Source organism: Herbiconiux sp., assembly GCF_023264855.1.
GTDB lineage: Bacteria > Actinomycetota > Actinomycetes > Actinomycetales > Microbacteriaceae > Herbiconiux.
Map to the genome: position 1 here is coordinate 1 of NZ_JAHFUW010000042.1, position 20,399 is coordinate 20,399.

Annotated in this window: 19 protein-coding genes and 1 pseudogene; 4 read left to right on the top strand and 16 right to left on the bottom strand. The window is 70.7% G+C overall.

Annotated features, from left to right (window positions below; genetic code table 11):
- Window positions 1–142: 142 nt before the first annotated feature.
- The 6 genes from Q0D75_RS15575 to Q0D75_RS15600 all read right to left on the bottom strand — a co-directional run bounded on the left by Q0D75_RS15575 (window position 143) and on the right by Q0D75_RS15600 (window position 3,927).
- Window positions 143–475, bottom strand: a complete 333-nt coding sequence (locus Q0D75_RS15575) for a hypothetical protein (RefSeq protein WP_291055367.1) — start codon at window positions 473–475, stop codon at window positions 143–145.
- Window positions 476–622: 147 nt separating this feature from the next.
- Entirely contained in the window at window positions 623–1,291 is a 669-nt protein-coding gene (locus Q0D75_RS15580) for a response regulator transcription factor (RefSeq protein ID WP_291055368.1), read from the bottom strand.
- Window positions 1,288–2,631, bottom strand: coding sequence for a sensor histidine kinase (locus Q0D75_RS15585; RefSeq protein ID WP_291055371.1), 1,344 nt, complete (start codon window positions 2,629–2,631; stop codon window positions 1,288–1,290). The genes Q0D75_RS15580 and Q0D75_RS15585 overlap by 4 nt, the downstream gene beginning before the upstream one ends.
- A 138-nt stretch (window positions 2,632–2,769) precedes the next feature.
- The gene (locus Q0D75_RS15590) at window positions 2,770–3,069 is read right to left on the bottom strand and encodes a hypothetical protein (protein WP_291055373.1); all 300 of its coding nucleotides are present in this window, start codon (window positions 3,067–3,069) and stop codon (window positions 2,770–2,772) included.
- A gap of 87 nt (window positions 3,070–3,156) precedes the next feature.
- The gene (locus tag Q0D75_RS15595; protein ID WP_291055375.1) at window positions 3,157–3,282 is read right to left on the bottom strand and encodes a hypothetical protein; all 126 of its coding nucleotides are present in this window, start codon (window positions 3,280–3,282) and stop codon (window positions 3,157–3,159) included.
- A gap of 117 nt (window positions 3,283–3,399) precedes the next feature.
- Window positions 3,400–3,927 (bottom strand): hypothetical protein, encoded by a 528-nt coding sequence (locus tag Q0D75_RS15600; protein ID WP_291055377.1) that lies wholly within the window; start codon window positions 3,925–3,927, stop codon window positions 3,400–3,402.
- Window positions 3,928–4,074: 147 nt separating this feature from the next.
- On the opposite strand from Q0D75_RS15600, the gene Q0D75_RS15605 reads away from it, so the two are divergent.
- On the top strand, window positions 4,075–4,299 hold the full coding sequence (locus Q0D75_RS15605) for a hypothetical protein (protein ID WP_291055379.1): 225 nt from the start codon (window positions 4,075–4,077) through the stop codon (window positions 4,297–4,299).
- Window positions 4,300–4,341: 42 nt separating this feature from the next.
- On the opposite strand, the gene Q0D75_RS15610 is transcribed toward Q0D75_RS15605, so the two are convergent.
- Window positions 4,342–4,749: a hypothetical protein gene (locus tag Q0D75_RS15610; protein WP_291055381.1), complete on the bottom strand. Its 408-nt coding sequence runs from the start codon at window positions 4,747–4,749 to the stop codon at window positions 4,342–4,344.
- A gap of 201 nt (window positions 4,750–4,950) precedes the next feature.
- Between Q0D75_RS15610 and Q0D75_RS15615 the strand changes: the two genes are divergently transcribed.
- Entirely contained in the window at window positions 4,951–5,913 is a 963-nt protein-coding gene (locus Q0D75_RS15615) for an NAD-dependent epimerase/dehydratase family protein (RefSeq protein ID WP_291055383.1), read from the top strand.
- A gap of 63 nt (window positions 5,914–5,976) precedes the next feature.
- Here Q0D75_RS15615 and Q0D75_RS15620 read toward each other — a convergent pair whose 3' ends face one another.
- From Q0D75_RS15620 to Q0D75_RS15650, 7 genes and pseudogenes are all read right to left on the bottom strand, one after another.
- Window positions 5,977–6,258, bottom strand: coding sequence for a hypothetical protein (locus tag Q0D75_RS15620; protein WP_291055385.1), 282 nt, complete (start codon window positions 6,256–6,258; stop codon window positions 5,977–5,979).
- 164 nt (window positions 6,259–6,422) lie between these two features.
- Window positions 6,423–6,737 (bottom strand): annotated as a pseudogene (locus tag Q0D75_RS21045) (class I SAM-dependent methyltransferase); the annotation flags it as partial.
- A gap of 255 nt (window positions 6,738–6,992) precedes the next feature.
- The gene (locus Q0D75_RS15630; RefSeq protein ID WP_291055389.1) at window positions 6,993–7,589 is read right to left on the bottom strand and encodes an acetyltransferase; all 597 of its coding nucleotides are present in this window, start codon (window positions 7,587–7,589) and stop codon (window positions 6,993–6,995) included.
- A 7-nt stretch (window positions 7,590–7,596) separates the two neighbouring features.
- Window positions 7,597–8,181: a hypothetical protein gene (locus Q0D75_RS15635; protein WP_291055391.1), complete on the bottom strand. Its 585-nt coding sequence runs from the start codon at window positions 8,179–8,181 to the stop codon at window positions 7,597–7,599.
- Complete coding sequence (locus tag Q0D75_RS15640; RefSeq protein ID WP_291055394.1) at window positions 8,178–9,020, bottom strand: hypothetical protein; 843 nt, start codon at window positions 9,018–9,020, stop codon at window positions 8,178–8,180. The genes Q0D75_RS15635 and Q0D75_RS15640 overlap by 4 nt, the downstream gene beginning before the upstream one ends.
- 103 nt (window positions 9,021–9,123) lie before the next feature.
- On the bottom strand, window positions 9,124–9,756 hold the full coding sequence (locus tag Q0D75_RS15645; protein WP_291055397.1) for a hypothetical protein: 633 nt from the start codon (window positions 9,754–9,756) through the stop codon (window positions 9,124–9,126).
- A gap of 29 nt (window positions 9,757–9,785) precedes the next feature.
- Window positions 9,786–10,436, bottom strand: a complete 651-nt coding sequence (locus Q0D75_RS15650) for a hypothetical protein (protein WP_291055399.1) — start codon at window positions 10,434–10,436, stop codon at window positions 9,786–9,788.
- A 316-nt stretch (window positions 10,437–10,752) separates the two neighbouring features.
- Here Q0D75_RS15650 and Q0D75_RS15655 point away from each other — a divergent pair, with 316 nt between their 5' ends.
- Together Q0D75_RS15655 and Q0D75_RS15660 are read left to right on the top strand one after the other, a co-directional pair.
- The gene (locus Q0D75_RS15655) at window positions 10,753–13,026 is read left to right on the top strand and encodes a fibronectin type III domain-containing protein (protein WP_291055402.1); all 2,274 of its coding nucleotides are present in this window, start codon (window positions 10,753–10,755) and stop codon (window positions 13,024–13,026) included.
- A gap of 65 nt (window positions 13,027–13,091) precedes the next feature.
- Entirely contained in the window at window positions 13,092–17,213 is a 4,122-nt protein-coding gene (locus Q0D75_RS15660; protein WP_291055405.1) for a metallophosphoesterase, read from the top strand.
- Window positions 17,214–17,301: 88 nt separating this feature from the next.
- Here the strand turns inward: Q0D75_RS15660 and Q0D75_RS15665 are convergent, their stop codons facing one another.
- Both Q0D75_RS15665 and Q0D75_RS15670 read right to left on the bottom strand, forming a co-directional pair.
- The gene (locus tag Q0D75_RS15665; protein WP_291055408.1) at window positions 17,302–17,955 is read right to left on the bottom strand and encodes an NAD(P)H-dependent oxidoreductase; all 654 of its coding nucleotides are present in this window, start codon (window positions 17,953–17,955) and stop codon (window positions 17,302–17,304) included.
- 162 nt (window positions 17,956–18,117) lie between these two features.
- Window positions 18,118–20,394, bottom strand: a complete 2,277-nt coding sequence (locus Q0D75_RS15670; RefSeq protein WP_291055410.1) for an FAD-dependent oxidoreductase — start codon at window positions 20,392–20,394, stop codon at window positions 18,118–18,120.
- Window positions 20,395–20,399 lie beyond the last annotated feature (5 nt).

The window sequence follows — 20,399 nt, forward strand, 5'->3', positions numbered from 1 at the left end:
TCTTGCGCCGCCTCTTCTCCCGCTGATCGCACCCGCCCACCACCCCCACCACCTTCGCCGACCCGTCACTCCGTCCCGTTATCCGGGGCGAATAACGGGATCAGCTGACGGGTCGGCGAGGAAGGGGGCGGCGCGGCGCGCGTCAGCGGCCGGGGTACTGCGGGGCGGGGTTGTTCGTGCGGATCACCTCGAGGCGGGCGCGGTACTCCACCTCGTCGATGTCGCCCTGGGCGAAGCGTTCGGCGAGGGTGGCTTCGGCGCGGCGGCCGGCCTGGTCGAAGCCGCCGGCACGGTGCATCCATGCGGCCCGGCGCCAGCGGCGGCCGACGGTGGCGAACAGGATGGCGACGACGGCGATCCAGAACAGCGGGATCAGCAGGAACAGCCAGCCGAATCCGAACCCGGGGCCGAAGCCATGCCCGATCTGGGCGGCGGCAGCGGCTGCGGGGGCGGCGGCGAGGGCGATGGTCGACACGATGATGTCCTTCTCTCCGGTTCCGGTCGGAACCTCAGGACATCAGCCTCCCGAATCGGCGCCCCGCGCGAATCGGCCGCCGGGCGACACTTCGCCTACTCCCGCGGGAGCAGCCGGCAGAGTCCGCCGCGGGAGCAGCCGGCATGCTCAGCCGGGGGAGCGGCCGGGGGCCACCAGGCCGGTCTCGTAGGCGACGATCACCAGCTGCACGCGGTCGCGGGCGGCGAGCTTGCTCATGATGCGGGAGACGTGCGTCTTGGCGGTGAGCGGGCTGAGGTGCAGCCGGGTGCCGATCTCGTCGTTGGTGAGGCCGGCGCCGACGAGGCCGAGCACCTCCTGCTCGCGCGCGGTGAGCACGGCGAGCCGGCGGGTGTCGGGCGCGGCGGTGAGGTCGTGCGACACGCGTTCGAGCAGCCGCCGGGTGACGCCGGGGCTCAGCAGCGCCTCACCCGCCGCCACCACGCGCACGGCCCGGATCAGCTCCACCGGCTCGGTGTCCTTCACCAGGAAGCCGCTGGCCCCGGCGCGGATGGCGCGGGCCACGTACTCGTCGAGCTCGAACGTGGTCACCACCACGATCCGCGTGGCCACGAGGTCCGGGTCGGCCGTGATCTGCTCCGTGGCCCAGAGGCCGTCGCCGTCGGGCATCCGGATGTCCATCAGGATGACGTCGGGCCGCTGCGCGCGCACCAGCTCGACGGCCTCCACACCGGAGCCGGCCTCGCCCACCACCTCGATGCCCGGCTCGGAGGCCAGCAGTGCGCGGAACCCGCCGCGGATCAGCTGCTGATCGTCGGCGATCGCCACCCGGATCATCCGACGCCTCCGGTGCGCCGGGGGAGTGCGGCGGCCACCCGGAAGCCTCCGCCGGGCCGGGGGCCGGCCTCGAGGTGACCGCCGAGCAGGGCGGCGCGCTCGCGCATTCCGAGCAGGCCGCGGCCCTCGGCCAGGGAGCCGGGAGAGCCGCGCGAGTCGAGGCCGGCCGCGGCGCGGCCGTCGGCGGAGGTGCCGCGGCCGTCGCCGTCGTCCTCGATCACCGCGGTGCACTCCGTGTCCGTGCAGGCGAGGGTGACGGATGCCGCGGAGGCACCGGCGTGCCGGATGACGTTCGTGAGCGACTCCTGCACGATCCGGTACAGCGCCAGCTGCACGGCCTGGGGCACGGCGGCGTCGCCCATCCGGTCGTCGAAGGTCACCGTGAGCCCCTGCGAGCGCACGGATGCGACGAGGCCGGGGAGGCGGCTGAGATCCGGCTCGGGAACGAGGGGCGCCGCATCCGGAACGGCGCCGCCCGTCGCATCCGTCCCGCCGCCCGTCGCATCCGCCCCTTCGCGCAGCACGCCGAGCACGGAGCGCACCTCGTCGAGCGCCGACTTGGAGGTCGCCTTGATGGCGGCCAGCGACTTGGCGGCCTCCTCGGGCCGGGTGTCGATAAGGTGCAGGCCCACTCCGGCCTGCACGTTGATCTGGCTGAGGGAGTGCGCGAGCACGTCGTGCAGTTCGCGGGCGATGCGCACCCTCTCGGCCTGGGCGGCGCTCTGCCGGCGCTCGGCGACCCGGCGGCGGAACTCGTCGGTGCGCTCGCGCCGGGTGCGCAGGGCCTCGCCGACGCCGAGTACGAGCAGAAGGCCGAGGGTGACGGCCACCACGAGCGCCGGCTGCCACGACACCCCGAGCAGCACACCGAGCGGAAGGGTGACGGCCCACGCCACCCCCACCGACACCCACGCCCACACGCGGGCGCCGCGCACGACGGCCCCGATCACGGCGAACACCACCGCGATGTACGGCGGTGCCGCGCTGCCCGACACGACGAGCACGTACGCGCCCGCCGCCACCGACACCACCGCCACGACCGGGCCGGGGAATCGCCGGGCGAACAGCAGGGCCACGGGCCCGAGCACCGCGAGCCCGAGGCGCAGCGCGAAGCGGCCGGGGTCGTCGTCGAAGGCGCTCTCGAAGCGGCGGGCGTGCCAGCTGAGCAGCGCGGCCGGGATCTGCACGAGGAACGAGATGATGACCGGGATCCACAGCGCAGGCCGGCCCCCGATGCGGAAGCGCGGCTCCCAGTCCCGGTCGCCCCAGCCCGACTCCGCCCACCGGTCGGCGGCCCAGCGCTCACGCTCGGCCCTGCTCCGACCCGGCTGCTGCGGCATGGCTCGATCGTAGCCGCGCCCGCACCCCCGCGGCATCCGCCCCCGGGCCCGGCCACCGTACTCCCGTGGGAGTACGCGTCGAGCTCCGTTCCCGGCTACCGCAGCGTCATCGGCTAGTCGCGTTTCGCCTCCCGGCTCTCACCACACTTCTCCCAGCGCCCGCCTTAGCCGAACATTCAGGTCGCCCAGTCCGGTCGCGACATCGTCGGTTCCGCCATCCGTGACCCTGTCATCGACCTCGATCACACCGTCTCTGGCCAGGCGCCGCCGCAAGGAGGTCACCTCGCTCGGCCCGATCCGGCCGGCCCGGATCAGCCCTTCGAGCACCGCCAGAACGCCGATCAACGCCTTCCCGTCGTCGCGCCTGATGTCGATCCCGGATGTGTCCTCAGTCATGCAGACAAGGCTGAGCCCCGGCGGCACCGAGCGCAACCGCACCGTGCGCGCCCCTCCGGTCGGACGAATCCCCATTCCTGGGTCAGGTGCCGCCGGAGGGGCGATGCCGCGTGAGCCTCAGCGCGCGCCCTATGTCTCGTCGCCCTGCGTCGATATGGCGATGACGTCGCCGTCGACCGAACCGTCGATCCCGAACGACACGGACCGGCCATCCGTCCAGACGCAGTCCACCCCGTCGAGGGACCCATCCTGCACGCTCAGCACCGGACGGCAGTCGGCATCCCCTGTCGGCCCGAGACGACTCCGCGGGTCCCCCTGTAGACCGTGCAATCATGCACGCTCGCTGTCCGTCAGAGGAGGTTGACCCGGACCCTAGGTGGTCGTCATCGGCGTGATCGACAGCTCGACGCTGCCGAACGGGAACGGATAGACGAACGAATACGATCCCGTGGGAGTCCAGTCCCAGGTCGGGATCAGACCGAACCAGATCTGCGAGATCACGATGCCGAGCGCGGCCAGAACCGCGACCGCGACGACCGATCGATCGATGATGCGCACCGCGTCCTTCTCGCTCTGCGCTCGATTCAGCACTCGCGTGAGCGCGAGGACGACGATCGCAGCGAACAGCACCAGCATCAGCGGGTTCGGTCCCAGTGTGAGGATGAGGCACGACGGCGCCGCATCCGTGGGGTTTCCCGACGAATCGATGAACCCGCCGGACCCATCGACCCCACCGACGCAGATGCCCTTGCTGGCCACGGTCAGAAAAGAATAGATGAGACCCGCCACGACCGCGGCGATCACCATCCTCCGAATACGAGCGATCACGGCCGCGCCCGGAACGAATGCCGCCCGCTCACTCTCCGCGGAGACGCGAACGCCCTCGAGTACCTCAGTCATGACCCCTCCTCCCTACCCAGCCTCGATGTCAACTCGACACCTGTCAACCGCCCCGGAACCGCCCCCCACGCCGAGCGGTCGTCCTGCGGTCCGCAATCTTCTCGCAATCTTCTCGACATCTGTCGAGGATGCGGTTACGGTTCGTTCATGAAGAATCCCTCATGGGCGGCGTACGGTCTCGGCGTGCTGGTCGTCGTGTTCGTGCTCATGAGCGGCGAGCTGGCGGTCCTTCCCAAATCCCTGATCGTGGTGAGCACCCTGTTCGTCGGCGCGCTGATCGCCGCCATTCACGAGCTCGCCCGAGCCTTCGCCGACTCGAAAAAGGTCACCTCGCCCGAGGCGTCGCCCGAACGCGTGGAGACCGTCGGCTGACGGATCGCTCGGCGGGCACAACGCGGCAGGCCTTCGGCGCCGTCATCGGCCGGAGATGAATCGCAGCACGTCTCCGGGGTGGATCTGACCCCAGTTGAGGATGTTCCGGCCCTCGAACTCCCCGGCGTCGTGGTAGATCTGCGTGGCCTCCGTGCCGAGCCGCAGCCCGATCTCGTCGCCGCGATCACCCTCGGCGACGACGTACTTCACGATCTGTCCGGCATCGTCGAGGACGACCTGGCCGGTGGCGTGCTCGCGGACGCCGGTGTCCACGAGCGGAGGGTCGTCGACGACGTCCGTCACGGCGGGCGACGGTTCGTCCTCTGCGACCGGGGTTGCCGTGACCGACGGCACGGCGTCATCGCTCGGAGCATCGGCCACGCAGCCAGTCAGCGCACAGCCGAGGGTGACCGTCACGGACACGAGCACGGCGAGGTTTCTGGTCTTCATGCGGCATGCCCTGACATCAGAGGTCCCGGTCGCTGTAATACATCTGTCGAAGTTAGCCTGCGACCCGTCGGGACTTCCACTCCCAAGAGAGCGGCGGTCCGGCCACGCGCCGCCCGGGCATCCGAGACCCGCCACGTCCGGCGTTTCCGCTCGGAGCGAAGCCGTGTCGGCGAACACGAGCGGAATTGGTTGACTGTCGGCATGCGACGAGTGTTGGTGCTGGGCGGAACGGGATGGCTGGGTCGGGAGATCTCGCGGAGAGCGGTCGAGGCGGGCTCAGAGGTGTACTGCCTGGCTCGTGGGCAAGCTGGGGATGTTGCCGCGGGTGCACATCACATTCGCGCGGACCGCCTGTCGGCAGCGGCGTACGACGATCTGAAGACGCCCTGGGACGACGTGATCGAGCTCTCCTTCGAGCCGGCCCTGGTCGAGTCCGCGGTGAACGCGCTCGCGGCACACGCCTCCCATTGGACGCTGGTGTCGTCGGTCTCTGTGTACGCCACGAACGACGAGCCCGGCGCCGACGAGTCCGCCCGGCTGGTGGATCCGACAGACCTCTCCTCCTACGCCCACGCGAAGGTCGCGGCGGAGCGCACCAGCGCCGCAGCGCTCGGCGATCGCCTCCTCATCGCCCGACCGGGTCTCATCGTCGGCCCCGGCGATCCGAGCGACCGGTTCGGATACTGGCCGGCACGTCTGAGCCGAATGGGCCCGGCACTCGTCCCGACGCCCGATGGGCGTTTCGTGCAGGTCATCGACGTCGCCGACCTCGCGGCCTGGATCGAAAAAGCGGGACACAACGGCGTCACCGGCACGATCAATGCCGTCGGAGAGATCCACCCCATGCGGAACTTCTTCTCCGCTGCCGTCGGAGTGGCGGGATACGGGGGAGAACTCGTACCGCTCGACGACCGGTTCCTGCTCGCGCAGGGCGTCAACTACTGGGCCGGACCGCGATCTCTGCCGCTCTGGCTCCCTGAGACCGACAGCGCATTCCTGCAGCGATCCGGGGCGTCCTTCCTTGCCACGGGCGGCACCCTCTCCTCCCTCGAGGACACTCTCGCCCGCGTGCTGGCGGATGAGACGGCCCGGAACGTGCACCGCGAGCGCCGGGCAGGCCTCACTCCGCCCGAGGAACGAGCCGTGCTGCGGGCCGCGCGCTGAATCGATGAACACGCCGACGGCCGAGGGGTGCTCCGTCGGCCGCTCCCGGGTTGAGACGAGCGTCTAGACGTGTCCGTCTACGCCCCTATCCTCTGGGCGGCGAGCAGCCCAGAGGGTGCGGGTGCTGCGGATGCGGAGTGTGCCGAGTTCACGGACGTTTCCTGCCGCGTCGCCGGCGAGGGTTCTCAGGGCGAGCCGATCGGACTCGTTCAGCGACGGCATGGCGCGGTGCCCGACGCGCCGCAGTTCGAGTGCCGCGTAGTCGCCGGCCGGGCCGTCCGCCGGCATCGCGCGGTCGGTGGCGAGTGTGCGGGTGAAGAGAACCTCGAAGCCCGCGGCCTCCATCGCGGCCGTCCACTCCGGATGCTCGGCGGCCGGCGCGGGTCCGGCAGCACTCCGCAGCCGCTGCTCGAGGGCGGCGAACGCCTCGGGCAGGAGCGAGGGAGGCCGTCCATTTCCACGACGACCAGATGCCCGCCCGGCCGGAGCGCCTCGAACATGTTGCGGAAGGCCCGGCCTGGGTCCGCGACCTCATGCAGGGCCGCCGCCGACCAGACGAGATCGGCCACATCCAGCTGCGCCGACGGAGACGTGATGTCGACGTTCACAGCCACGACCCGATCCCGCACGCCCTCCGTTCTCGCCCGCTCGCGCACGACGTCGAGCATCGCGTCGTCGATGTCGACCGCGACGATCTCGGCTGACGGGAACCGGCGGGCCAGCGCGATCGAGCCCGTGCCCGTGCCCGCTCCGATGTCGAGAACGCGATCCGGCTCGTGCGCGCCGACGAGGTCGACGGCGAGGGAGACGGCTTCCTCCAGCATCGGGGACTGCACGATCGCGTCGAGGTCGAGCAAGCGCGCCAGAAGGGGTCCGTGAGTGTGAGCAGCGGGAGCGGAGGAGGGATTCGTCACGCCGCGATCGTATGCTCGCCAGTCCAGGAGAGGACCCCTCCTTGCCCATTCGGCAAAAGAACGCGTCTGCTCACTTCGTGATCGCCGAAGCCTCGGGTTCCACGCGCAGACCGGGCTCGCACGCGACAGCCTGCACGCATTGTCGCTCTGGCCACCCGCCGACCCCTATCGGGCGGGTCGGCTTCCGGGCGCGTAGGTGAGCCACTCCTCGTCGAGCTCGTAGCCGAGGGAGCGGTTGGCCGCGATGCTCGCCGGATTGTCGAAGGAGCCGCCCGTGCGGAAGACCGTGCGACCCTCATCGGCCAGGGCGAGCACGCCGGCTGCCTTCACGGCGGATCCGAGCCCGAGGCGGCGCCATCCTCGACGCACGACCGTGAAATCCGTCTCCGTGACGTCGGGGCCGGTGTCGGCGAACGTCATCGCCACCAGCAGGCCCTCCGCGGTGAAAGCGCCCCAGCCGCGGTGGGTGGCCGTCGGCGTCGCGCCGGCCGTCGTCAGAGCCTCGTGGGCCGTGGCGATGTCGCCGGGGTAGTCGTGCGCCGTCTCGCGATCCAGGGCCAGCACGGCCTCGGCGTCGCTCGCGGTCACCTCCCTGACGCTGACGAGCGGATGCGCCCGGTCCACGAGGTGCCGCAACCTTTCGCGCCGCTGCTCGTCGAGCGCCAGTCCGGCGCCCCAGGACCGGGCGATCATCACCCAGCCCTGCGCTTCCAGCTCGGATCGGGCCGGCGCATCCGCCCGCACCACTCTGCGTTCCTGCACCGTCCTCCTACTGCGCCGCCGCGGCCACGACACTGATCGACGGATCCACGTACCCCGCCTGCTCGAGGACTCCGACGAGCTCGCTGCGGTAGGCGTCCAGATCCCGGCCGTCGAACACCTCGATCGAGCCGGAGACGAACGCCGCCTGGACCTCGAACCTCTCCTCGACCTGCACCCCGGGGTCGGCGAGCACGTCCAGCCACAGCTGCACCGCGGAGAAGTACCGCTCCGAGCGGGCCGGATCGTAGCCGAGCCATTCCATGCCCCCCACCCCCGACCGGGCGTCGTCGTGGCTCAGCACGAGGCGGATCGGCAGGGCACCCAGCGGCGAGTCGCCGACGAGCGGCAGCGCCTCCTCGATGAAGCGGAGGGTGTCGGAGGACGACAGGTCGCCGAGGCGGGCGTCGAGCGTGATCCCGTCATAGCTCCCTCGGACGCGCAGCTCGGCCGGCTGCGGCTCGACGTCGCTCAGGGTCTCGGCCACGGCATCGCCGAAGGCCTGCGATCGATCGTCGGGCGTGTCGTATCGCGGCGTGCATCCGGAGAGCAGGAGCACGGCCACGACGGCGACCGCCGCCAGCCGCCGCCTCACGGGGCCGCTCCGAACAGCGTCGTCAGCGAATCGTCGTCGCCCCGGATGGCGTAGCTCACGCTCACCGAGGGCTGGAGCACTCCCGCGCCGCCGAGGATGCCCAGGATCTCCGCGGTCTGCTCGGCCGTGAGACCGGTGGCGCCGGTGAGACGGAGCGCGGTCGTATCGGACTCGAACTGCGCATTCGCCTTCGGGATGTACTCCAGGTTCGTGACCTCCTCGAGCGCGGTGTCCCAGCCGGCGGGCAAGGCCGGATGGCCGGAGCGGTTCGTCACCAGCACGTCGCCGACGAGCGCTTCGGTCTGCAGTCCCGGGAAGGACATCAGGTCGTCGCCCAGCGCAGCGACCATCGCGTCGAACGCCTGGTTCACCGTCGGTCCGGGCTCGCCCGGTTCCCCGGAATGCACGTTCAGCACCCCATCGCCCGCCTCGTCGAACACGTTGTACCTGACCTCGGTGAAGCCCTCGTCGAGCAGGCCGGCCCAGATGCGCACATCCCGCTCGAACCGGTCGGCATCCTCGTAGGAACGCGTGGTGAACTCGGTCGTCACGTAAGCGTCACCCGGATACACGGCGATGAGGTCGAGTTCGTTCGGTCGGTCGGAGCCGAGGCCGTCGAGGATCTCGCGCACGGCCAGCGCCGTCGTCACGATCTCGTCCTCGGGTGCGGCCGGGTCGATCTGCACGTACCGCTCGTACGGCGCGACGAGCACCCCGGGCACCTTCTCGATCTCCAGCATCGCGTCGTACCGGGCCCGGTCGTCCGAGTCGTCCGCCCCGGCGCAGCCGGCCAGCCCCAGCACGAGCGCGATGACGGACAGCCTCCCGATGCGTCGCATCCGCCGATCCCTCCCCGCCCGGTTCGACCGGGACACCGACCTAACCTACGGGTGTGCAAGACTCGCCGCGATGGGGACCTCTCACCATCCGCGACGTGCCGCGTCACAGCAGGGCGCGAGGAGCGAGCCGCCGTTTCGCACGGTGCCGCCGCACGGCGAGCAGGATCGCGAGCACAGGCAGTCCGAGGGTGAAGAGCCAGAACACGACGATCCCGGCCACCCAGACGGCCCGCGCCGACGTCAACTCGTCCTCCGCCTCGCGGACCGACTGCTCGGTGACCGGCCGGATGCTGCCGACGGGGCCGTGCTGCACGGCGCGCGGTCGATCGTCGAGCACGACCAGGAAGTCGAGTTCGGCCAGGTAGTCCGGCGACGGCGGGAAGCCCCACTGCTCGTCACCCCGGAACGTCACCTGATCCTCGGGTCCGGTATCGGCATCGCCACCGGTTCCGGCGCCCGTCCCCGTGTCCGGGATCGTGACCTCGTACAGGCTGCTCGTCTTCGGCAGGCCGGACGTGGTCTCCACCTCCGAGAGCACTCCCGTGAGCACGACATTCCGCCCCACCGCGTCGCGTTCGAGGCCCAGGCGATCGGCCGCCGCATCCTTCGCGAAGCCGAGAACGCCGAGCATCGCGAGGCTGGGCACGAGGAGCAGTCCGAAGACGAGCCAGATCGGCCACGACGGGAACGGCAACCTCCGCAGACGCGCGTCCGGAAAGGGCGGTGGGGCAGTCACAAGGGCATCCGATCAGCGTCCATCAGTCCTCAGTCCATCAGATCGAGGGCCGCCACGCCGGCGCCCAGCGCCCACTCGTTCGTCAACGCGGCCAACTGCGGAACGTCTTGAAGCGCCACCCCGCCCGAGGTGAGCACGACGACGACGCCGTCCCGCACGACCTGCACCCCGGTCACGTCCAGTTGCTCGTCGGGGTCGTATCCGCCACCGACCTTCAGCGCCCAGGCTCCGGCGGCAGCCACCCGGCCGTCTTCGACGTTCCAGCCCAGGGGCTCCATGCTCTCCTCGGTGTACTCGGGGTCGCGCGAGATGCCGAGGGAGATCCCGCCGTACTCCGCCAGGTCGATGCTCGAATCGGCCGTCTCCTTCGTGTGCCAGGCGCAGCCGAGGGCGGGCCCCTCGGAACCCGTCGCCACGCCGTTCTCGCTGTCGGCGAGCTCGACGAGACCCGCCACCTCGGGGCCGAGCGCCGCCTTCACCTCGTCGCAGGTCGGGAATCCGCCGGCGTCGGCCGTGGCGGAGGGCGCACCGGTGACGGGGGCGGCCGACGCCGGCGGAAGGCCGACGGCCGCATCATCCGTGGGGTCGTCACCCGACCCCGTGCATCCGCTCACCAGAGCCCCAGTCAGAGCCACAGGGATCAGGATGGACAGGCCTCGAGGCGCTCGGCGGGCGGTCATGGACGGATCTCTCCTCTGCATCGATGTGGGTCTCCTACGCTATCGAAGCGCAGACAGACGTCAGAACTATACGCGTATAGCAGTTCGATGGCACCGCTGCCAACCCGAGCTGGGCATCCTTGCGTGAAGAGTGGATGACGGGAAAAGGGCTCTCGTAGCGCGTTGCCGAGCACCGGATGAACGCGCCGTGAAACCTCCCGCCGACCCCCGGATGCGCCCCTGCCTCTTCACTAGCGTGATCGGCGTCGTGCGCGAACCAAGCGTGTGCGGCATCCGTCGGCAACCCGTGCCGTCTCACCGAAGGACGTCCCATCACATGAAGAGCGAGAAGCTCACGCGCGCCCTGACGCGCCTCACACCCCGCACCGCGCTGGTCGCCGGTGGCCTCGCGGCCGTCGTCGCCCTCGGCACGCTCGGCGGCGGCATCGCCTACGCCGCCGGCGGACTGAACCCGCCACCCGTCAACCCCGCGCTCGTGCACGTGGCCTCGGCCGTGCCCGACCGCGTCATCCTGACCCCCACCGAGACCCCGGCGGCCACGCAGAACGTGTCGTGGCGCACCTCGGTCGACGTCACCACCCCGCAGGTGCAGCTGGCCTCGATGACGAAGGGCCCGGTCACCGCCTCGACGACCGTCGCGGCCACCTCCACGACGGAGTTCGCCACCGACCTCGGCTACACCATCAAGTACCACACGGCCACGATGACGGGCCTCGCCGAGAACACCGCCTACCTCTACCGTGTGGGCGACGGCGAGACCTGGAGCGAGTGGCTCGAGTTCGAGACCGCTGCCGCAACCGCCGAGCCGTTCTCGTTCATCGTGCAGGGCGACGCCCAGAACGATGTCAAGAGCTACGCCTCGCGTGCCTTCCGCGCGGCCTACGAGGCCCGCCCTTACGCCAAGGCCGTCGTGCACCTCGGCGACCTGATCGACACCGATGTCGCGGATGCCGAGTGGGGCGAGTGGTTCGGAGCCGCCGGCTTCGAGAACTCCTACCTCAACGTGATCGCCGCCCCCGGCAACCACGAGTACTACCCGGGCCCCGAGCTCAGCCGCTACTGGGGCGCGCAGTTCGAGTACCCGCGCAACGGTCCGGCCGGCACGCCGGAGGTGCAGGAGACGTTCGACGAGAACGTCTACTACGTCGACATGCAGGGCGTGCGCTTCATCACGCTGAACGCCAACATGGGCTCCGGCGCGCTGCTGGCCGAGCAGACCGGCTGGCTCGACCAGGTACTGGCGAACAACCCGAACAAGTGGACCGTCATCGCCTTCCACCAGCCGATCTTCTCGGTGACCTCGGGTCGCGACAACGCGACCATCCGCGAGGCCTGGCTGCCGCTGTTCGAGAAGTACAACGTCGACCTGGTGCTGCAGGGCCACGACCACGCCTACGGGCGCGGCAACCTGTTCGCGAACGAGCAGAACCTGCCGGCCGGAGCGGATGCCGCCACCAGCCAGACCGGACCGGTCTACCTCGTCACCGTGGCGGGCCCGAAGATGTACGTGCCCGACCCGCTCGAGTCGAACAACTGGATCACCAACGGCGCGAACCTGCGCAGCATGAACCGCGACACGCAGATGTACCAGACGGTCGACGTGGTGGGCGATCAGCTGCACCTCGAGAGCCACACCGTCACCGGCGAGCTGTTCGACGCATTCACCATCACCAAGACGGATGGCACGAAGCTCGTCACCGACGAGACCGTGGCCTGGGCCTCGGGACCGGGATCCACCCGGTCGGACATCAACGCGCCCGAGCGTCCGACGCCCGTCGTGCCCGGCGAGGGCACCTCCACGCCTGAGCCGACCCCGACCCCGGAGCCGACCGTCGAGCCCACCCCCACGCCGGAGCCGACCGTGGAGCCGACTCCGACTCCGACCCCGGAGCCGACCGTGGAGCCCACGCCGGAGCCGACCGTCGAGCCCACCCCAGAGCCGACCGTCACCCCGACCCCGGAGCCGACTGTGGAGCCGACGCCGGAGCCCACGGCAACCCCGACCCCCGAGCCCACGGTCGAGCCGACCCCGGAGCCCACGGTCGAGCCCACGACCAGCCCGGAGCCGACCACCAGCCCGGAGCCCACCGCCACGGCGACCCCCACGGCGCAGCCCCCCGCGAGCCCGCAGCCCACCGAGAACCCCACCCAGCCGAAGCCGGCGGCGAACCCCTCGCCGATCGAGCTCTCCGCCACGGGGATCGCGGCCGGCGACTCGCTCAGCATGAAGGGCAGCGGTTTCTGGCCGAACGAAGACCTCGAGGTCACGCTGCACTCCGACCCGATCGAACTCGGCTACCCCACGGCGGACGCGAACGGCGGCTACTTCTTCACCGCCCACATCCCGGCCGGAGTCGCCCCCGGTGAGCACCGCATCGTGGTGCGCGGTCTCGAGTCGGGTGCCGAGGCATCCGTCGCGATCACCGTGCTGAAGCCCGGATCGGCCGCGACCGGCGTGAAGAACCTCGCCGAGACGGGCGTCAACGGCGTCGGGGTCGGGATCGCCCTCGGCGGCGCCGCCCTGCTCGCCGGCCTGGTCGTGCTGTTCGTGCTCTACCGCCGCGGTCGCCGCGAGGGTGGCGTCGCATGAGCCGCCGACCCGCATCCGGAACCACCAGAACCTCCCCGAACACAGCATCGAAAGGTCGTCAGAACATGACGAACACGTCCAAGCGGGGCCGCAGCACGCGGATGCTCGCAGGCTTCGCGATCGCGGCCGTCGCCGCCTCGCTGTTCACACCGGTGCTGGGGGTGAGCAGCGCCCAGGCCGCCACGGTGACCCCGCTCGTGCAGCACGGGCCGTCCGTGATCCCGGATCGCATCGTGCTCACCCCGAACGGCGATCTCGCCACCTCGCAGTCGGTCACCTGGCGCACCAGTAAAGGCGTCTCGACGGCCAAGGCCGAGTATCGCGTCGCCACGGCCACGCCGTACCCGACCGGCATCATGACCGTGGACGCATCGAAGAACACCGACGTCAGCACCGAGAACTACGACGAGAGCTTCCACACGGTGCAGTTCACGGGCCTTACGCCCGACACGCAGTACCAGTACCGCGTGGGCGACGGCACGAACTTCAGCGAGTGGCAGCACTTCACGACCGCGGCCGCCACCGCCGATCCGTTCTCGTTCATCTACCTCGGCGACGTGCAGAACGGCATCAAGAGCGACGCGAGCCGGGTCATCCGCAACGCCTTCCGCGACCGCCCCGACGCCAGCATCGTGCTGCAGGCGGGCGACCTGATCGACGACGCGAACGACGACAGCCAGTGGGGCGAGGTGTTCGATGCGGCCGGCTACCAGTTCGGTACGCAGAACTTCCTCGCGGCGGCGGGCAACCACGAGTACGAGGGCGAAGAGCTCTCGACGCAGTGGCAGGCCCAGTTCGACTACCCCGAGAACGGCCCGACCGGAGCCGAGGGCATCGAGGCGCTGCTTGCGGGCACGGTCTACTACAACGACTACCAGGGCGTGCGCTTCATCTCGCTGAACAGCAACATCACGGATGCCGCGGCGCTCGCCGTGCAGACCGAGTGGCTGAAGCAGACCCTCGAGACGAACCCCAACACGTGGACGGTCGTGTACTTCCACCACCCGGTGTTCTCGCTGGATGAGGGCCGCAACAACCGCGCCATCCGCGAGGCCTGGCTGCCGCTGTTCGAGGCGAACAACGTCGACCTCGTGCTGCAGGGCCACGACCACAACTACGGCCGCGGCAACACGCTCGCCGCCGAGGAAGGCAATCCCAGCACCTGGAACTCCGAGCTGAACTACGACGGCCCGGTGTACGCCGTGTCGGTGGTCGGCTCGAAGATGTACTCGGGTGCCGGTCCGCGCATCTGGAACGAGAACGGAGGGCACCTCAAGAAGCTCGAGGGCGAGGTCGAGCTCTACCAGCTGATCGACGTCGCGGGCGACACGCTGCGCTACGAGTCGCGCACCGCCGACGGCGAGTACTTCGACGGTCTCACGATCGTGAAGAACGATGCCGGCAAGGCCGTGACCGACGACGAGGCTCCCCAGGTGATCGACCCGAGCGACCCCGGCACCCCGTGCCTGGGCTGCGTGCCGAACCCCGACCCGACCGATCCCACCGACCCGACCGATCCGGAGACCCCGGTCGGCACGGTCGACTACCAGGTCGTCTCGCAGCTGGACTCGGTGAACACGTCGAACGCCTCGCTGCCCGCCGGATCCGCCTACTCCGAATCGAAGGACGTGCTGTACCTGGGCGACCAGAACGGCCGGACCATCTTCGAGATGAACCCCGACACCGATGAGGTGCTGCGCACCATCACGCTGCCCGAGAACATCCGGGATCTCGGGATCGACGACGAGAACCAGCTGCTCTACGTGGGTCAGCAGAACCGCAACTGGGTGGTCGTCTCGATCGCCGACGACACCTTCGGCCAGGTCGTGCGCGGACCGTACTCGTTCATCGAGTCGAACCGTTCGATCGACGTCGACCCGGTCAACGACCTCGTCTACGGCGCCGTGCCGTCGCGCGGCATCGAGGTGCTGCGTGCCTCCACGGGCGAGTCGCTCGGCGTGATCGACGGAACGGCCGGCGCGTACTACGTGGCCGCCGACCCGTCGAAGGGCTACGTCACCGCCGCCTACTTCGAGGAGGTTCCGGATGCCGTGCAGGTCGCGGCCTTCGACGCGAAGAACGGCTTCGGCCAGGTGTGGGAGAAGGTCACCCGCGTGAACGCCCGCCAGGTCGACATCGACTCCACCAACGGCCTCGTCTACCTGGGCTACACCGGCACCGCGGCGGGATCGGGCGGCTTCACCGTGCTCGACCTCGCCACGGGTGACCAGCTCGGCGACTTCGCCGATCCCTCCTACGGCAAAGACGGCTACGGCATCTCGGTCGACGAGGAGCACCAGCGGGTGTTCGTCTCCAACCGCGACTTCCGCCTGAACCCGCCCGGGTCGGAGCTGGCTGCGGTGGCCGTCACGGTCTCGCAGCGCGTACTCGAAGCGGGCTTCGACTACGACGTCGCCGGAGCGATCGATGTCGTGGACAAGTCGAACGCCTCACTGCCGGCCGGATCCGCGTTCTCCCAGGCGAAGGACGTGCTCTACCTGGGCGACCAGAACGGGCGCTCGATCTTCGAGCTGAACCCCGACACCAACCAGATCCTGCGCACGATCACGATGCCCGAGAACATCCGGGACCTCGGGATCGACGACGAGAAGCAGCTGCTCTACGTCGGCCAGCAGAACACCAACTGGCGGGTCGTCTCCATCGCCGACGCGAACTTCGGCGAGACGGTGGCCGGGCCCTTCCCGTTCATCGCCTCGAACCGCTCGATCGACGTCGACCCCGAGCGCGGGTTCGTCTACGGCGCCATCCCCTCGCGGGGTGTGGAGGTTCTGGATGCCGCGACGGGCGCCTCGCTCGGCGTGATCGGCGGAACGGGCGACGCGTACTACGTGGCGGCCGACCCGGCGAACGGGCTCGTCACCACGGCGTACTTCCGTGACGCGGCCGACTCCGTGCAGATCGCGGCGTTCGACGCCGACGACGGATTCGGCCAGGTCTGGGAGCAGGTCGGCCGGGTCAACGCCCGTCAGCTCGACGTCGACTCCACCAACGGCCTGGTCTACGTGGGCTACACCGGACAGGTCGCCGGTACCGGCGGCTTCTCGGTGCACGACGTGAAGACGGGTGAGCTGCTCGCCGACATCGCCGACCCCGCGTACGGCAAGGACGGCTACGGCATCTCGGTCGACGAGGAGCGCCAGCGGGTGTTCGTCTCCAACCGCGACTTCCGGTTGAACCCGCCCGGCTCGGAGCTCGCTCCGGTGGCCGTGACCATCAGCCGGCGTGCGGGCGTGGGCGGGCCGGTGGATCCGACCGACCCGACGGATCCGACCGATCCGACCGACCCCACGGACCCCACCGATCCCGAGCCTCCGACGGGCCTGGCGTACACGGCGAGTGAGCTGACGGCGATCCCGTCGGCCGCCTCGAACGCCGACCTCGACGTGAAGCCGGTCGGATCCGTGGTCGACCCGGCCACCGGTCACCTCTTCGTCGGCAACGAGCAGCGCCCCGCGCGGGTGCTGGAGATCGACCCGGTGACGGATGCCGTGGTCGCGACGCACGCCATCGTCGGCGCCGAGGACGAGGGTGTGCGCGACGTCGCCATCAATTCGGCCAAGGGCGAGCTGTACGTCGCCTACGGCGCATCCTGGACCGTGCTCGACCTCGCGACCGACACGGTGAAGCGCGGGCCGTTCGCCTTCACGGCGAACGTGCGCGGCATGGACGTCGACCTGACGACCGGACGCGTCTTCGGCGCGAACCGCGGCTCGGGCTTCGAAGTGATGGATGCGCAGACCGGGGCGATGATCGAGGTCGTCGAGACGCCGGGTGAGGGCTGGGCGACGCATGGCATCGCCTTCGATGCGGCGGCGAACCGTCTCTACACCACCAACAACGGCTCCGGGACCGAGGGCGTGCGGGTGTACGACGGCACGTCGTTCGACCTGCTGCAGTCGCTCGCGGTGACGGATCCGGACTACCGTTCGGTGGCCGTCGACTCGAAGGCGGGGCGCCTGTACCTCGGGCACGCCTCCGACGCGTTCGAGGCCAGCGGCATCCGTGTGCTGAACGCCGCCGACCTCACCGAGATCGCGAACTACCCGGGCACCGCCTACGGCAACAAGGTGTACGGCGTCTCGGTCGACGAGGCCCTCGGCAAGGTCTACGTCTCGGCCCGGGACCGCTTCCCCACGGGCCTGATCGTGCTCCAGCGCGCCCAGTAGCCCTCAGGTCACCTCCACGGGCATCGACCCGTCACTCAGTCCCGCTCTGACGAGCGAATACCGGGACGAAGTGACGGGTCGATGACCGTTAAGGGGTGGGGGCGCCGAGGGAGTGGCCGAGGGTGGATGCTCGGGCGTGGGCCGAGGCGAGCTCGTCGCGGCTGCGGGGGATCTGGTCGGCGAGAGCCGCGACATCCTCGGCCAGGGTGAGGCTGGTCTCGATGACGGTGAGGTCCATGCCGAGGGCGGTGCCGAGGATGAGGCGCAGGGCGGGGACCTCGTGGTCCCAGCCCTCGGTGGGGGAGCCGGCGTCGTAGGAGACACCCCGGCTGGTGACGATCACGGCGGGGCGCCCGGCCATCGGCTGCGTGTCGCCGTCGAACGGGGCGGTGACGGCGGGCACGTGGATGTTGTCGATCCAGGCCTTGAGGCTCGAGGGCAGCGAGTAGTTGTAGAGCGGCGCGCCGATCAGCAGCCCGTCCGCGGCGAGCAGCTCGGCGATCAGCGAGGCCTGCAGGGCCTCGGCGTCGGCGGGCGGTGCCGCATCCGCGGGTCGCAGGCGCGGCGGCCAGTGCAGGGAGGCGTCGGCCAGGTGCGGAAGCGGGTCGCGGTGCAGGTCACGATGCGTGACCGTGTTGCCCGGATGCGCGCCCAGCCAGGCCTCGCTGAACGAGTGCCCGATCGCCCGCGATCGCGACCGCAGCACGTCGGCCGAGCTGTCCAGATGAAGAAGATTCGCCATGGCCACACGCTACTCGCCCGCCGCCGGCCCGCGCGCCGCGTCCCGCCCCGTCCTCTCCCGCCACTTGACACAAGTTGTGGCAGGTGGGCCTCAGAAAGGGCGACTTCTGTCAAGTGGCCGGGCCGTGGTGCGAGGGGGCGGTCCGCGCGAGCGGCGTCGAGGTCAGGGGGCGAGCAGGCGCGCGGCGTCGAGGGCCTGGCGGGTCGCGCGCACGGCGTCGACACGGCGGGCGTCGAGCGCACCGCCGACGCGCTCGTGGCGGAGGCCGAGCTCGGTGAGCGAGGCGCTCAGCGGGTCGTGCTCGAGCTGCCCGGCGCACACGATCACCGTGTCGGCGGGGATCATCTCGCGGGTTCCGTCGGCGAGCACGATCTGCACGCCCTCGGCCGTGATCGACTCGTACTCGAGCCCTGTGAGCATCCGCACACCCGCCTCGCGCAGCTCGCCGAGCGCCACCCAGCGCGAGGTGAGCCCCATGCCCGCGCCCACCTTGCCCGAGCGGCGCAGCAGCACCACGTCGGATCCTGCCCGCGCAGCCACCGGCAACCGGGACAGGATGCCGGTCACGCCCGTTCCCTCGCGTGCGGCCGCCCGCTGGGGCAGCTCTGCCGACTCCAGGTCGATGCGAGGGGGCAGGACGTCGAAGCGCGCCTCGAACGATCGTGCCCGCTCGGCCGGAGCGTGCGACAGCACGAGGTACTTCGCGACGTCGACCCCGATGCCGCCGCCGCCGATGATCGCCACCCGCCCGGCCGGCACCCCGTCGAGCAGGGCCTGCTCGTAGCTGAGCACGTGCGGGAGCCCGGATCCGGGAACGTCGACCGGCCGCGGCCGCACCCCCGTCGCCAGCACCACCGAGTCGAAGCCGCCGGATGCCAGTTCCGCCGCCGAGGCCGCCCGCCCGAGCTCGATCCTGGCTCCCGCCTCCACCAGCCGCGAGGCGTAGTGCCGCACGGTGAGCGCGTAGTCCTCCTTCGTCGGGATGAGCGCCGCCAGCGTGAACTGCCCGCCGAGGTGCTGCTGCGCCTCGAACAGCGTCACCTCGTGCCCGCGCTCGGCCAGATCGGTGGCGGCCACCAGCCCCGCCGGCCCGCCGCCCACCACGGCCACGCGCGAGGGCCGCGCCGTCAGCTCGAGCGGGTACCGGGTCTCGTTGCCGGCCCGCGGGTTCACCAGGCACGACACGGGCTGCTTCACGAAGCTGTTGTCCAGGCACGCCTGATTGCAGCCGATGCAGGTGTTCACGGCGTCGAAGCGGCCGGAGCGGGAACGATCGACGATCGCCGCATCCGCCAGGAACGGCCTCGCCAGGGCCACGGCCGTGATCAGCCCGCCGGCCAGCACCTGCTCGGCGTCGCGCAGGTCGGTCAGCCGGTTGCTGGCGATCACCGGAACGGCCGTCGCGGGCAGCTCGGTCACGGACGCTGTCGTGTCCGAGCGGTCACCGGATGCGCCCGCGTCCGACACGGCTCCGGATGCTGCGCCCCCCGTTCCCGCCGCGCCCGGCAGCGCGGCGCCCGGCAGCGACACCGCCCGCGCGATCGCCTCGGCGTACCGCACCCACACCCCGTGCGGCACGGCCGCCTGCACCGTCGGCACCGTGGACTCGTGCCAGCCGATCCCCACGTTCAGTGCGTCCGCGCCCGCCAGCACGAGCGCTCGGGCCAGCGCATCCGTCTCGTCCTGGGTGCTCGAATCCGGCACCAGATCGGCACCCGACATCCGCACGATCACGGGCACGTCGTAGCCGACACCGCGCCGAACCGCCCGCACGACCTCCACGGCGAAGCGCCGTCGCCGTGCGGCGTCGCCACCCCATTCGTCGTCGCGATGATTGGTGACCGGCGAACAGAACTGGTTGATCAGGTACCCCTCCGAGGCCATGATCTCCACCGCATCGAAGCCGAGCACGATCGCCTGCGAGGCCGCCCGCTCGAAGTCGTCGAGGGTGCGGCGGATGCCCTCCTCGTCGAGGGCCAGCGGCACCTGTGCGCCGGAGCTGCGCCACGGCAGCGGCGACGGGGCGACCGGTCGCAGGGGCGCGCCCGTCGCATCCGTCATCCCCTCGAGCAGGGCGTACCGGCCCGCGTGGAAGAGCTGCGCCGCGATCCGCCCGCCCGCCGCGTGCACGGCGCCGACGGCCAGCGCGAACCGCGCATCGCTCGTCGGCTCGCCCAGCACGCTGAAGTCGTCGGCGCCGCAGGCCTCCGGGCTCACGGCGAGTCCGCCCGTGATGATGAGCGCGGCACCGCCCGCGATCCGCTCGGCGTAGTAGGCCGCGAGGGCCGCCCCGCCGTCGTCGACCGTCTCCAGACCGGTGTGCATGCTGCCCGTGATCACCCGGTGCGGGAGTTCGAGGCCGCCGAGCCGCCAGGGCGACAGCGTGCGGGCCAGCGAAGGGGGAGTGCTGGGGGGAGAAGTGCTCAGGGCCGTCGTCACGGAGA